General features: G+C 63.2%; 6 protein-coding genes. 4 read left to right on the forward strand and 2 right to left on the reverse strand.

The genetic code is table 11. The features are described 5' to 3' along the window. Window positions 1-7: 7 nt before the first annotated feature. From FFS45_RS34540 to FFS45_RS34550, 3 genes are all read left to right on the forward strand, one after another. A complete protein-coding gene (locus FFS45_RS34540; protein ID WP_137959119.1) occupies window positions 8-3,421 on the forward strand; it encodes a hypothetical protein in 3,414 nt (1,137 codons plus the stop codon). After that, complete coding sequence (locus FFS45_RS34545; RefSeq protein WP_137959120.1) at window positions 3,418-7,404, forward strand: contractile injection system tape measure protein; 3,987 nt, start codon at window positions 3,418-3,420, stop codon at window positions 7,402-7,404. The genes FFS45_RS34540 and FFS45_RS34545 overlap by 4 nt, the downstream gene beginning before the upstream one ends. Window positions 7,405-7,647: 243 nt before the next feature. Beyond that, complete coding sequence (locus FFS45_RS34550) at window positions 7,648-12,576, forward strand: DUF4157 domain-containing protein (RefSeq protein WP_137959121.1); 4,929 nt, start codon at window positions 7,648-7,650, stop codon at window positions 12,574-12,576. A 23-nt stretch (window positions 12,577-12,599) separates the two neighbouring features. Here FFS45_RS34550 and FFS45_RS34555 read toward each other — a convergent pair whose 3' ends face one another. Both FFS45_RS34555 and flhD read right to left on the reverse strand, forming a co-directional pair. Then, window positions 12,600-13,895: an EAL domain-containing protein gene (locus tag FFS45_RS34555; protein WP_137959122.1), complete on the reverse strand. Its 1,296-nt coding sequence runs from the start codon at window positions 13,893-13,895 to the stop codon at window positions 12,600-12,602. Between the two features lie 214 nt (window positions 13,896-14,109). Continuing rightward, window positions 14,110-14,427: a flagellar transcriptional regulator FlhD gene (gene flhD, locus FFS45_RS34560; RefSeq protein WP_137959123.1), complete on the reverse strand. Its 318-nt coding sequence runs from the start codon at window positions 14,425-14,427 to the stop codon at window positions 14,110-14,112. A 208-nt stretch (window positions 14,428-14,635) separates the two neighbouring features. Between flhD and FFS45_RS34565 the strand changes: the two genes are divergently transcribed. Continuing rightward, window positions 14,636-14,818 carry a hypothetical protein gene (locus FFS45_RS34565; RefSeq protein WP_137959124.1) on the forward strand — a complete coding sequence of 61 codons (183 nt, stop codon included), beginning with the start codon at window positions 14,636-14,638 and terminating at the stop codon, window positions 14,816-14,818. The last annotated feature ends 341 nt before the right edge of the window (window positions 14,819-15,159 follow it).

Below are 15,159 nucleotides of genomic sequence, written 5' to 3' on the forward strand. Positions count from 1 at the left end.
TACCGCGATGAATTCGTCCGCCACCATCCCGCGCGATCCGCCCTCCAATCCCGCACAAGACTACGCGGCACTCCTCGCGCTCGGTCTCGACTATTGCCAGCGGCTGACTGAGGACACCTGGACCGACTACAACGAGCACGATCCAGGGATCACGATTCTCGAACAGCTTTGCTATGCGTTGACCGATCTCGGCCTGCGCAACAGCCAGTCGGTTCCGGTTCTGCTGGCGCCAGAGCCGGGTAAGACGGCGCCGGCCGACACGCTGATCTCCGGTGAGCGGATTCTGTCGAGTGCGTGCTGGACAGTGGCCGATTACCGGCGCATGTTGTATGACCGCGTGGTGCATCTGAAGAACGCCTGGCTCGGGCCGCCAGGAGAAGCAGTGGCGGGGCAGGGTCCGGCCTTCGCGGCAGCGGCTGCGTCCGCGCGGTCCGCCGGACTCTATGAAGTCCGGGTCGAAAGCTTCGCCGAAGATCTCAAGAGCGACGATGAGCGTGCCGCGCTGATCGAGTCGGTCGCACGGCAGATGCGTGCGCAGCGCAATCTGGGCGAAGATCTCGCAAGCGTCGTGCTGTTGCAGTCGCATGCGCTGGAGGTGTACGCGCTGCTCGAGGTCGGCATCAATGCCGACCCCGTCGACGTGCTCGCCCAGGTGCTGTTCGATCTCCAGCACTTCCTTGTGCCGTTTCCGAAGGTCGAGCTGGCCGATGCGTTGCTGCAAGCCGGGATGGCGCCAGACGAAGTATTCCGTGGACCGCGGCTCGGTCTCGGCGTAATCGAAGATCGTGGCCTCGCGGACTACAAGCGCCATGTGACCCCCCAGCAGGTGATCGACATCATGCTGGCGGTGCCTGGCGTCCGGCGGGTCTCGAAGGTGCGTCTGAGCGGTGCCGGCCTGGACGCACGTGGTGAGACGGTCGTGCTGCAGGCGAACGAAGTGCCGCGCCTCGCGCCGTCGATTTTCGAGCCACCCGCCGGACGGCCGTACACGATCCAGGTGCAACTCGAGGGTGGCATTACGCAGTCAGTCGACTCCGGGCGCGTTTATCGCCGTATCGAGGCGCTCATTGCGGCGCTGACCGACCAGCAGAATTACACCCAGCTGCAAACGCGGGCGCTGGGCTATGGCCGGGCGGAGACTGCCACGTACGTGGATCTCGGGCATTACACCTCGATCCAGCATCAGTTTCCGATGACCTACGGCATCGGTCGCGAAGGCGTACCGGCCTTGCCGCACTGGAGTGTCGAGAACGCCGGCGGACGCTTGCCACGGGGCGCACCGGTCACATCCGACCGGCGTCGCCGTCAGGCGCTCGCGCAGCAGCTAAAGGGCTATCTGCTGCTGTTCGAACAGTTGCTCGCCAACCAGTTCGCACAACTTGCCAATGCTTGGCAACTGTTTGCTCTTGAACTCGGGCCGGCCGCCCAGCACAGTTACTTCTGGCAACCGCTTGTTCATACGCCCGAGCTCGACACCGATCCGCCGGATGTGCTTGCGCTGCTGACGCAGAAAGCCGGTCCGGACGGGACCGAACAGATGCAGCACGGCGTCTATGTGATTGACGAAGCACGGCGCGTGGTACTGGTCGGCCGTGAGACCGGCAATCTCTCCGATGCGCACGCGCTGCGGGCCGAACTGGTGCGCAGCGGGGCGGCGGTGGACGCTTATCGGATCGAAAGCGTTGTGCCGTCCGAACTGGCAGGCCAGGCGGAATTCCGTCTGACCGCGCACGCGGCCGATGGCAGCCTCCTCGCCTTCGGTGAAGAACGTTACGGCACGCTCGCGCGCGCGCAGTCCGCCATGACGCGGGTGGCGGCGCTGCTGGCGCGTTGTGTCGACGATCCCGTGCAGATGGCGCGGTATCTGATCGTGCGCACGCTGAGCGGGATTGCGGTGCGGATCGCCGACAAGGGTGGACGCATCGTGCTGGACAGCGGTGCGCTGCCGAGCCCGCAGGCGCGCTCGCGACGCGAACTCGAGCTGCTGCTACACGGGGCCGAGCCCAGCCGTTACCGCGTCCGGCGCGACGACCACGGCTGGCTGCGCCTGACCTTGCACGACGCGGAGCACGAGTTGCTGGCGTCCGGCGAAATCCGCTATGCGTCGCTTGACAGCGCGCGACTCGGGCGCGACGAACTGGTCGAGTGGATGCGAAGTCTGCGCGGCGACCCCGCACTGCGCGATACCTATATCGAAGCCTCGCCCGCAGAGCCGGGTAAAGCGCTGCCCGGCGCATATCTGGCGGGCCTCGCTGAACTGCGTGCGCGCTTCGATCCGGCGGTCGAGCGCCGCAACCGCTTCCTCGATCATTTGCTGGCGCGTTTCGGCGAGCGGTTCGAGGACGGCCTGCTGAAGCGGCTCGATCCGCGCGACGACGGTGGCGCTTCGCTGCGGATCGGCCTGCAGCGCGCCAAGACCCTGTTTCTGCGCAACCTCGTGCCGTTGGGAGCGGGACGCGCAACGGGACCGAACTATGGCCGTGCGCTGACGAGCGGCGACTACGGTCCAGAAGGTAAGGATGACGAACCGGCCGACGGTTTTGCGCGGCGTCTCGCGTTGTTGCTCGGCATCGAGGTGCCTGCCGACGCGGACGGCGTGCTGCGAAGCGCGCATTTCCATATGACGCGCGAAAATCCGCCGTTTCTCTACGCGGAACGCGAGGAAGGTGCAGGCACACACGTGGCGCCTGCCAACCAGCGTTCGTTCACGTTCCGCTCGAAGGATCCGGCGATCATTGCGAGCTTGCTCGAACACGGCCTGACGCTCGAACATTACAGCGTGCGTCACGAGGCGCATGCGCAGTATGGGGTGCGCCATGACGGTTCCGGCAGTTGGGTGCTGACGTTTGCCTGGCCGGGCGGCACGCCGCAGGATGTGCATCGCGCGGCTTCCCGGGAAGCGATTTATGCAGCGCGCGACAGGCTGATTTATCACCTGAATGCGTTGAGCCATGATGCAAGCGCACTGCAGTCGGGCGAGGGCTTCCATATGGTCGAGCACATCCTGTTGCGGCCGCAGCAACTCAGTGCTGACGACAGCTTTTACCACCAGCGTGTGAGTCTGTTTTTCCCCGATTGGCCGGTCCGCTTCCAGGCCCCGGAGTTCAGGGCCTTCGCACAACGCATCGTGTTTGACAACACGCCCGTGCATCTGGATGTGCGCTGCTACTGGCTCGGGTTCGGCGAGATGACTGAGTTCGAGCGCCTTGATGGCGTGTGGCGCTCGGAGTTGCATCGCTTTGCGAATCAGCCTCAAGGGGAGCGGCCAGGCGAGGCGGCGCAGGCAATGCGGGCTTTTATTGAGCGGATTGATCTGCGCGATAGTGAGAAAGCGGGGGGCGGGGGCGCAGGTGAGAGCAGGACCCACGGTGGATCAGGCGGCCCTCGGCGGCATGGTGCAACTGGCAGGGCTACGGGATGACACGGCCGCCGCTGGTGAACCGGGTGGTGCTGGAGCCGTTACTGAAGCGTCGTGACGACGGTGAGCGGATTGCCGGCCGGCTTTCCCGCTTCGCCCGCGAGCGCCTGCCGGCGCTGCTGCACGACGCCTTGAGCGGCTTTGGTGAGGATACCGTGGAGCGGATCCTTGACCGGTTCGAGATCGACCTCGGCGACGCGCCGCCGGACCGGCTCGAACAGGTGCTGGAAGAACGTCTTGCGAAGGTGCTGCGGGACCGTCTGATAGACCGGTTCGGTTTTCCGGCGGGTGCGTTCGACCGCACAGGTGTTCGTGCTCAAGGGGAATCTGGAGGCACCGTGCCCTACGTGGGCAATGCAAACCTCGAGGCGTTGGCGGGCTGGCTCGAAGGGCGCGTCCAGCTGGATGCCCGGGCGGTGAACCGGCTGTTTACCGATACGCTTGCCGTGTCCGCACACGATGTTGCACTGCTGCTGCGGGAGCACGGTCGCAGTGAGCTGCGTCGCGAGCGTCTTGTCATGACGCTTGAAGCACCGGTGCGTGTGCGGGTCGTGCGTGCCCTCCGGCCGACCGATGCGCAGCAGGTGATCGGCGACATCGACCGTTTTTCGGAGCATCATCGCGCGGCCCCCGTTTCTGCCATGACTCAGCAGGCGTTCGACGCGGTGCTATGGCAGACCGTGTTCGCCTATCTCCTGGCCGATCGCGGCAGCCGCTTTAACCGGCGCATGTTTCTCGGCTCGCTGCTGACGAAACTCGCTGCGCACGCAGGGGTGGCGTTCACGGATTTGCTGGACAGCCTGCTCGCGCGGGTGGCGGATAACCACCATGCAGTGGAACGGGATGAATCTTTACGCGAGGTGTTGGAGTCGTTGCGCAGAACGGCAATCCCGCCCGAGCTTGCTGACGGCAGCGCGAGCGAAGCGCGTCCGCTGCCCGGAGGCAGCCGGCTCGCCGATGGCGCGGGCGATACCGGGACGGTGCCTCCGGGCTCAGCGGAAAAGCGCGATCTGGAGGCGCTCGACTTCTACCTGGAGCAGGGCGCATGGCCGTGGTTCGCCGCGCACGCGGCCGAGCCTGCTGCGCTCGTGCTGCACCTGGCAAGGCATGCGCCGCTTGGGCTCAGCATGGTGCTGCGGCGCCGCGACTCGGCGGCGGGGCAGGAAACACGTCTCATGCGGCTCGCAGCGACGCTGGATACGCCGCAGCGCGATCAGTTGATCGGCGCTCTCGAGCCGGCGGCGCATCGTGCGATGGTGGCGGTGCTGGCTGCGCTGGACACCCTGATCGAGAGTGCCGGATTTTCGGCTGCACAGCGCCGCTCGCTGCGATCTGGCCTGAACGCTGCCACGCTCGAGCGGATCTCCGCGGTGCGTGGCGGAGCCTTCGATGAACCGGCGTGGCTCGCGCGGATTCTGTCCAGCGCGGCGCGAGCCGCTGGGCTCGAACCCGGCGCGCTTGGCGCAGCACTGTTGCTGGCCACGCATGGCGACCTTGCGCGAAAGCGGCGCGTGCGCTGGATGCGCAGCCGGCTCGTCGAGGCGGGTGCCGGTGGTGGGAGGGAGCCGGGCGACGACGCGCAAATGACGGGGCATATCGAGCAAGGCGTGCTGGCGGTTTCCACCGAGTCCAGTTCGTCAAGCGGACTCGATGGAAACCGCCTTCTGCGAGCATTTTTGCTTGCGTGGCCCACGCTTGTCCGCGCCTTGCGTTTTCCGCCTCGCTTACTCGAGGCCGTCCGGGTCCAGGCATTCTTGGGCGATCTGGCCGTATCCCCGCCGGCGGCGCCTGCGAATCTTCCGCTCGACGCAGTGCCTGCGGGCTTGTCGTCTGAATCCGCTCAGGATTCCTTACGTCAGGCATTGCGCCAGGTGCTGAAACGTACCTGGACCTCGGAGACACTGTTCACCGCACTAAACCGGCTTGCACTTTTATCCGGCATACCGCTGCGCCGCTGGCTCGCTGCGTTGGCAACCGCGCAAGAGTGGCGTGAAGCCGACACGAGACTCAAGATGTTGCGAAGCTGGCGCGCCCACCCCTCCCGGCAATCGCCGGCAGAAATCGTGATTGCGCCGGCGCCCCTCAGACACGTATCGCCACCGCTGCCCCTCCCCACTGCCGGCGCTGCGTTCGTCCACGTCTTCACAACCGGAGCCTCAAGCCCGAACATTTTGCATGGGTTCCCAGGATCGTCCGACGCCTGGCTCAGCGCCGTCTTGCGTGACGATTTTGCAGAAGTTGCGGCGGCACTACGGGCTCGCAGTCCGGACGAACGTATGTTTCAAAGGCTTGCGCGGCACCTCAGACCCGCCAGTCTCGAACGTCTTGCCGCGGCGCTTGAGCCGAAGCTATCGGCACTGTCGCTCGGCTTGCTGCGCGCGAGCCGCGTGTTTGCAGCGACAGCGCGGGGTGGGGCGGGCGTCGCTGCGCTCGAGCATGCGGTGCTGGCTGTGCTATTGGCTCCGGCGTCGGCCCGGAGCTCGGAGCGCGTGTACGTCGATCGTGTGCTCGACGGCCTTGCGCGCAGGCTCAGCATGAAACCGGAAGACCTTGCGGACGAACTTGCCGATGCAGCGGTGGAGCACAGTCCGGTGCTGCACGGCCTGTTGAAGGCGAGATCCTTGGGCGCCCGCGCCGGTCATGATGCCGTCGCCCAGGCGAAGCGTAGCGATACCCAGCCGCACTGGGCACAAGCCAAGTCTTCTCGAGGTGCACGTGAGCAACCCGTCTATGCTGATGCATGGCGGCAATTTGCGATGTTCATGCGCTACGGAGAGCGGCCGCGGGAACCCGGTGCATCGATTGAGGCGGCCATCGCGCAACTGGCGCACGCCGCACCGCAGCTGCTCGCTCGCGCATTGCGCGAAAACGCGACTGCGGAACCGACGTGCACCTGGCTCGCATCGCTTGACGCGTCGACCTTCGCGCAACTCGCGCAGGCTTGGGCACCGCGTCGCGCGAGCACGCTCCTCGCGCTGCAGTCGGTGGTTGCCGGCTTCGCCACGCGGGATGCCGCGTTCATGACGTCGTCCGCTCAGGCCGCGTGGCTGCATCATGCCTCGCGAGGCTCGGTGCGTGCGATGCTCGCTGTACTCGTCGAGGATACCCTCCACAGCGCCGGACGCGCAGCCCATACGGTGCTCGCCCGCTGGCGGCGTGCCGTGCGGTTGGCTGGCGTCGCACCTGCGCTGGGGCGTGAATGGCTTGCGTGGCTCGCAGCCCGGGAGACCTTGCTCGATCTGGAGGCCGTCGCGGCACGCCGGGTCACTGGAACGCCGACAGGCGCCCTTGCGGTGACCGCTTCCTCGCGATCCGGAGTCGAAGCGGAAATGAGCGGCACACCTCGCGCGATGCCGAGGTCCACAATGAGCGCATCCTTCAACCCAGGCAACGACAACGGGCTGGAGTCTGCAGACAGCGCCGCCGCACACGGGCGGTCACGGCAATCCGTCGGCCACGAAAACCAACCGATCTACGTGGCTAACGCGGGCATGGTGCTGCTCTGGCCGTTTTTGCATCGCTACTATGAGCTGCTGGGTCTGGTGCGAGAAAACGCATTCATCGACTTCGACTCCCGTAGCCGTGCCGTATACCTGCTACATTCGCTTGCCAGTGGACGCACCGCGTACCACGAAGCGGAATTGCCGCTGGCGAAGGTAATGTGCGGCATTGCACCGTCAACCCTGCTGGCCGCGGCTAGCGAGGGCGAGCCCGATGCGCGCGAGCAGGCGGTCTCCGAGGAACTGCTCGGCGGCGTCAGACAGAACTGGGACAAACTGCGCAACACCACGACGGAAGGTTTGCGAGAGTCTTTCCTGATGCGAAACGGCCGTCTTGTTCGCGACGAAAGCGGTACCGGGCGTAACTGGACATTGATTGTCGAGGCGAAGGCGTATGACGTTCTGCTCGATACGCTTCCGTGGAGAATCTCGACAATTCAGCTGAGCTGGATGACGGGCATGCTTGCAGTTCAATGGCGTCGCTGAACGGGGGAATTCGACACGTGAAACGTCAAGCAGTGCGATCCGTTTGCGCGGCGACACCGGCTAACCTGTCTGCCGTGCATCCATCACCTGGTGAGACGGGCTGGAACTTCTGCGGAACATAAAGACGGATTGGTATTCCGCACGGCCCCGCCTGAGTGCGCGTGCGGCGGGTTGCCGCCGCGCAAAGGCCTTGATGCACAAAGAATGAATTGATCGATTGGCTCCACCGATGGAGGCAGTACGATGTTCCGACGTCACGAACCGCTCAAGCATGAAGACGCTGCCGAACCCGCCGCGCGGCATTCGGCTACACCTCAAAATAGTCCGGGGCCCAAGGCAGCGGCGCCGCAGCGCGCGCCGTCGCTGCCAGCAGACCCAGGCGGGCTATCGGCTACCTTGCAGGCGATTTCGCGCAGTCCGCGCGTCACGCTGCAGCGCGCGGCGCTCGACAGCGCATTTGGTCCCGATACGCCCCAGCGAGCCCGGGAACCGGCGCAGCCACCCGCCGGCGCAGCGGCTAGCAACCGCACCGGTATGCCCGATGATCTGAAGCGGGGCGTCGAGGCGATTTCCGGCGTCGATCTCTCCGACGTGCGGGTTCATTTCAATTCGCCCGCACCCGCGACCCTGCAGGCGCATGCGTACGCGCAAGGAAACCATATTCACCTCGCACCGGGGCAGGAGCACCATTTGCCGCATGAGAGCTGGCACGTGGTCCAGCAGAAGCAGGGACGCGTGCGGGCCAACCTGCAATTGCAGACCAGCGATGACGAGGATGAGGTTCATGACGAGGGCGAAGAATACGACCTCGACGACGAACAGGATCTTGAAGCGTCCGGGTCCGGCGACGGTCATGATGCCGATTACGATGACTCGGAGCCGGACGACGTGTACGACGACATCGACGCGCAAGCGGATGCCTACATGGAGCGCTTCTCGTCGCCACGAGCCGCCAAACGCGCGAGTGAGCCTCGCCGTCCGCCGAGCCGGCCGAAAATTCCGGACCGGCACAAAAACCGGCGCTCTGACCACAAGACGACATGGGCGGCGTTTGCCGGGTCGGGCGCGCGAGCCGCGCCGGTGATCGAAGGGGAGGAAGGCAATGTCGCAGAGGATGCAGTCCGCGAGGACGACCCCGCCGAGGCCGTTCATGCGATGGGCTTCGGCCCGGAGATTCATCGAGGCCGCAAGTCGCGCGCGCCGGGTGCCCGGCTCGGCATGGGGCGCAATCTCGAGCCCGCCGCCGCCGGTCCACGGACCGGCCTGATCGGCTGGCCGCAGACGACCGGGCGCGAAGTGCTGCACAACGTGATGAGTGGCGAAGCGCCGTTGCGGCCTGAACTGGGGCAGCACGGACACGTGTCGTGGGCGAGCGTCACCCATCACGGAGATGAGCGTCTGCCGAGTCTTGCCTACAGCGGACGCGACGATCCGGCCAACGCCACTGCCACGGTGAGTTTCGACATGGACTCGAACGACCGGCATATTTCCGCGGCGACCGCCGAGCGGATCTACACTCACCATGCATCGCAGGCGTTTCGCCACGCGCGTCGAAAGAACAAGGGCGAACCCGGCGACGAAGGCCGACGGGCACTGATTCGCCAGGCCAGTGTGCGCACCTTCAAGACGCTTGGCGTGCATGGCGAAAAAGGGCCGGGCCTGACCACGATGTCTATCCCAGGCAACAGTCCGCTATCGTCCACGGCGGGCGAATTCGTTGTGATGCCGCAGCAGGCGCGCGAGCGCATGTGGATTGAAGGTCAGGAGCGCTACGCCAAGCCGCACGGGCGCCGACCCCGGCGCGCGCAGCAGGACGGTTCGGATATGGCGGCTTTCCTCGGCACGCTTGAAGATGGCGCCTACGAGCAGGTCAACGATCGCGCCGATTCGCCGCCTGGAGCGTCGAAGAAGCGCCGTGCACGGCGCAAGCGCGGCGCGCCGCGCGACTCGCGCCACGGCCGCGACAACCGGCCGACGCAACGCAAGCTGCACAGCGCCGGGGCCGCGCCCGCCATGCGTGGCGTCGCAATCAATACCGACACGCAGCTCGAACGCGAAGCCGATGTGATGGGCGCACTCGCGTTTAAAGCGGGCCGCTCGGGCGCCGTGGCGAGTGGCCCACTGTCCCCTGGGGCAGCGCCGGGGAGCAGCGTGCAGCGAAAAATCCAGTTTGGTGCGCCGGACCACCTGGAAGTTGCCCGCGGTTCCGACCTTAATCTGTATCGCAAACTGCTGGCGCATTTCGATGCTAATTACGCTCAACGCAAGGGGATCGAGACGCTACGCGACTTGCTGTTTGCCTATGCAGCCGACGAACGAACCTACACGCTCGAAGGGTTGGTCGAAGAATACTTCGAGCGCGGCGCGCGACTGCCTGGACCCAAAGGTGGTGATGCAGCGGTATCGAGTCCAACGGACAAACCGAAAGGCCTGATCTCCGGCGATACCGAGGGGGAGCGACTGGGTGCGTGGTTGAAGCGTTCGCCGGAAACCAAGGACGTGTCGGGTGCGAAGAAACATCGCGAACTGCTCGGTAACCTGAAGCAGGATTTGGCGGAGCGCCGCTCGACCAGGCCCCTGAATCCGGACAATGACGCGATCGCTGTCACCGCGGGACTGCAATACCTCGCGCACAACGCCTCGCATCTGCCGCACTCGATGACCGGCAAGGTGCAACGCCCTGAGTCCTGGAAACCGTTGTACTACTTCCGCTCGCAGTCGCAAAAGGGCAGCGTTCACGAATCGTTCAACGACCAGATGGTGCGGCGTGTCCGGCCCCCGGTGAAGGCGATCGAACCCGGCGCTTACGCCCGTATGCCGGACAACGACGCGTTGCTCGACGAGGCGGGGGTCAAGGGAGACGGCGGCCCAGTCCGCGCTGCGTTCGGCGGCCGGCGTAACAATGTGTTTGTCTACCAGGATCTGGTCACGACCGCGCTGCATGAGCCTGACGACTCGAATCTCCTGGGTGTCACTGAAGAGCAGTACGGGCCATTGCCGGAAGCGCCGCGCGAACTGGCCCCCACGGACGATTTACGCCGCGAACTTTCCGGGCTGAGGATGCTCGGGCGCAGGGAAGAATCGCAGGCGCCGGAAACCTCGTCGAGCTCGCCTGCCAGGAAGCGGGACCCGCTTGCCCAGTCGATGCTCGACGCCCGGCGTCGAGCGGCTGAAGCCGTGGCGCGGACCGCAGCCGAGGGAAAAGGCTCCCCGCATTTCAATGTGTATAACGTCGAAGGCAACCCAAATCTGCATATCCGCTTGACTAACGCTGGCTCCGCAAGCGCCGACTATCCGTTTCTGGTCGACGCCGCGGTCGCCTACTTAGGTGGCCTGCTGAATTTTCTGTGCAAGAGCGCGGGGATTCCGGTTTTCACGTTGCGCCGGCAAAGCTTCGGCTTCATGACGCCGACGCTAACCGACACCGATCAGTCGATCCGTCTGTCGATGGGCGGCCTGCAGCCCGATCTCTATGTCGACGTGGTGTTGCACGCACTGTCCGTGATGGACGCGGCTCTCACCGAACTCGACGGCGCGTTTAAAGAAGAGGGTGGTGTGTTCAACGCTGGCTTGCTCGCGCAGTTGAAACGGTATCTGGGCGACGAGAGCCGTAAGGTGCTGGTCTATCAACTGGCAGAGGCGGTGTTTGCGCGGCAGGGCAGTATGGGATTTGCGCGGATGATGCTGTATATCGCGAAGCATAACCACCTCGACATGCTGGTTGAGTACGACCGTAGCAAACGCGAGAAGAAGGATGCGGAGGGGGAGAAAACGCGGGCGGATCAGGAGCAGGAAACTGCTACAGGCGAATTCGACGCGTTGCGTTCCGGACCGAGGAACGAGAAGTGGCAGACGGCGCTTAGCCGCCAGAGCAACGCAAAGAAAGCGAGTCAGAACGCAGCCGCCACGGTCAAGCTGGTGACCGAAAAGTTCAAGGAGCAAAAGGGCAAGGTGGGGGTGTCGAAAGACACGGTTCTTGCGCTCCGCGCCAAACTGGAGGGCAAAGCGTCTGTTACGCGAACGTTGCCCGGCGAAGTCACTCCCTCCCACGTGCCATCGCCGGTGGCCGTGCAGTTGCTCGAAGGCGTGCTGACGCTCGTATCGGAAAGCGCCGCCCAGATAGAGGACGTGAAGACGTTGCCGTTTGCGAACAGTTGGCGCTTTGCTGCCCAGACGCTGATCAACAATGCGAAGAAAGCGAACGTGTTGCTGCTCTCTGCGGGCACGACGCCAGCCGGTATGTTCGAGGCCAAGACACTAGTGCTGGTCGACAACCTGCTTGAGGCGCTGGTGCTGTTCCGTTCGTTTTCCGGGCTTAACCTGAAAAAGCAGGATCCCGAAGCAGAACTTCACGAACAAGTCGCGGCGCAACTTTTATTGCCCAGTAAAGTCACCCTCGAAGTACTGCGTACTGACAGCGGCGAGCAGGCGGGCGCGATCAGCCTGCTTGCGTTCATTGCCGAAACGAAAGCGGCGCACGACGACTTTGAACTGCTCCACGACAAGCCTTATTTCGAGCTGGTGAGCGCGATCAAAACGATCGGCGAAAAGTTGCCTGCGAAACCGCAATCAAGCCATCCGGGTGATTCTTCTGCCTCGATATCGACATCCAGTCCGAGCCTGTCGTCTAGCCCGGTACCGAGTAGCAGTACTGGTGAAGCGTCCTCGTCGCAGTCCCTGTCGGGCGCATCCTCGACTGATCTATCTCTTGCGGCGACGCACAGCTTGCCGCGCAAGCGCAGCGCGCTGATCGCCGATCTGCATCCGGGCGAGGCGAATCTCGATATATCGGGTGTCCAGTCAACCAAGGACCGCTTTCTTCAGTTGATCGAGCGCGTAAGGGGAGCGAAGATCGGGCACCTCGTCGTCGACATCACGAATGCGGATATCTTCGAAGCGAAGGTGCTCGATGGCGTACGCGCTTGGATCAGCATTGCGGACGAGTTGCCTAAACGATCCCGGCTCGTTCTCTTTGCGAGCCTGCTCAAACATAAACAGATGGGGCTCGACAAATACCAGGCCGGGCGTCTGTTCGTGTTCACTGCGAATGGGGAATCGTCGCCCAGCAACCGGGAATTCGACCGGGTGATCGGGTTGGGTACTGAGGGTGTCAAGACACCGCTGATCGATGATTATCTGGCAATGATGGACCGGCTAGGTGCGATGAGGTGACTCCTGAACAATAAGCTGCGCGATTAGCCGTCAAAGCGGCTTCGGTCGGCCATCCAGTTGGCTGCTGCGGCGGACAGCAACGCGACCGCTGCGGCGTTGAGCGACGTGAGATCTTCGCACGTCTGCGTGACCGTTGCCGTAGCACCGGGTTGTTCCATGGCTTCCGCACACACGAGCAGTTGACCCAGCACACCAGTGCGCGTCTGGATAGCTTCGCACACCGTTTGCGCAAGCTGCAATTCGGAAAACAGCTGCGAAGGGTTTCGCTGCAGCACGGCAGGCAACAATGAAGTCATGCCTGTCATGAATGCGTTGTCGACGAACTCCTCGTCATGTGGCCTGAGTCTGCGGGCGGCCAGTTCCATGAATCGTCCCCGTGTGCCAACCAGTTGAACAAGTGCATTGGATGCAATCGGCCGGCTGTCGCCGTCCGTGTAAAGGGCAAGTAGTGCCCAACGGCGCAGCCACCTGGTACCCACAAGCTGGACGGCATCGCGGATCCTCAGACGCTGCCGGGTCGGTGCGCGATGTGCTGAACTGGCGAAGCGCAGCAGTTGCATTGTAAGTGCGGGATTGCGCTTGACCTCGTCTTCGATGGTTGGCAGCGCCGGCTCAGAGCCCAACATTACCAGCAGCTTCACCAGCGCATGGCGCAGCGGTGGAATCCTGCGCACCGTGAGCAGGTGCGGGTGGGCAAAGTAGTAGCCTTGAAACAGGTCGCAACCGGCCTCATAAGTCCAGCGGTAGTCGTCCGGTGTCTCGACCTTTTCCGCCACGACACGCTTGCCCGCGCGGTGCATCGCGGCAACGAACGGCGTCAATTGCAACGCGGTCCAGTGCGACACATCGATCTTGACGGTCTCGGCGTAATCCATCACCTCTTTATGACCCAAGGCGCTCTCGCGAACATCCTTCAAGGCAAAGCGGTAGCCAGCTTGTGCAAGCGACTCGATGCGTTGCACCAACTGGTCGTCGTATTGAGTGGTTGTGAGAATTTCGGCGACGAAGTGGGCCGACGGCAGCAGCGTGAACATCTCGTTCATCAGCCAGTCCCGCCCCGCATTGATGTAGCCGACGCGTCCTCCCAATACGCTTTCCATGCCCAGTTCACCGAGCGTTTCGATGACGAGATCGGCGGTGGCGCGGGTTTCGTCGAGCGGTGTGCTGTCGGCGGATTCGGCGCGGTCTGCAGCGAACGGCCGGAACAGCAGTTCGTAGGCGACGAGTTGCCCCTCACGGTTGAGGATGGGCTGCCGTCCGAGATACGAAGTCATCGCGATCAGGGACAACGCGGCAGCATCGTGCGACATATCATTCATGCAGGTAACCCGTTAGTGAATCTGCGCCATGCTGCTCGATCGTCGGCGCGTGGAGCGTAGAGGCTCTAACGATGAGAGCGATTGCAAACAGGAAAAATTTGATGGTGGGTAAGAGGGCATAAGGCGTTTGGGCGTCCAGCGCTTCGCGACCGCGGCGAAATTGAAGCCGTCCTCGTGTATCCACGAGAAGGGGAAAAGACAAACAGGATGTGGTTTAAACAAACCGCTCGGCTTTCTGGCTGGCGAGCAGGATCGCGGTGTGCGTTGGCGTCACGTCCACGCGCGTCCCGGACTGGGCCACGGTGGGGAGGATCGTGTGAGCATCGAAACGGCACCGGCAGAGCATGTGATCGGATGCAGCGAGTTTGACCGTTTGTGCCAGCGTCAGCGTCGCGAGAAGCTCTGCGCTCTGCGCAGACAGGCCCAGGCGGAACATGCCGACGAGCCGGTCCTCACGGAGCATGCGTTGAGCGAGCATGATGTACGCCAGATTGACTTCCCTGATGAAACCCTGCGCTTCGCCGTCGCTCATGATTCTCAGCTCCCCGGTAAACATCAGCTCATCTCTTGCCGGTAATCGTAAGGCGCGCAGAGACCTCGTACGCATCGAGCAGGCGCATGGCCAGCTTCGCGGCATTTACCAGCAGAAACACAAAGTTACATTTTGATACGTTTGAGTGGAGTTTAAGGATTCGTCGCAGTGGAGACAATGCCGGCGGAATTTTCCGAAAGATAGATCGTTGGGCGATCATTACCTCGCCTTACGTGCGCCGTTGATGTTCGGCAAGAATCCTGTTCACTCGCCACCCCCGATGGCGGGTTCCCTCTACTTCCCGCTCAACAATTCCGTGCGCATGTGCGCGGTCGATCAACTGACGCATGCCGACAGTGATGTCGTCAGCCGTAACGGCCTGCTCCGATAGGCCCGCCGCGCCCACATGGCCGATATCGTTGAGCCTGATTCCTCAGCCGGTGACAAATAAAGCATAAGCTGACAGAAAATAAACCAAAAGTTGAACGTCAGATAGGGAGTGCGGTACTGTTCAGCAGGCGTTGAATAAACCAAAAGCCGACAACTATTTGCAGAAATAAAGCAAAAGCTGATATCGTTTGATTTTATACGTAAGTATTTGATTTTAAATGTGATTTCGTGTCAATCAATTGCTGGGTAAAGCATATGTTGAGCGTTTCGCGGCCGTGACCCTCCAGCGACAACCGCCTGCTGGATTATTAAGCAAAACGTGGTGCGTCCGAGATGTTCACA

This window comes from Burkholderia sp. 4M9327F10 (genome assembly GCF_005503145.1).
Taxonomy (GTDB): domain Bacteria; phylum Pseudomonadota; class Gammaproteobacteria; order Burkholderiales; family Burkholderiaceae; genus Paraburkholderia.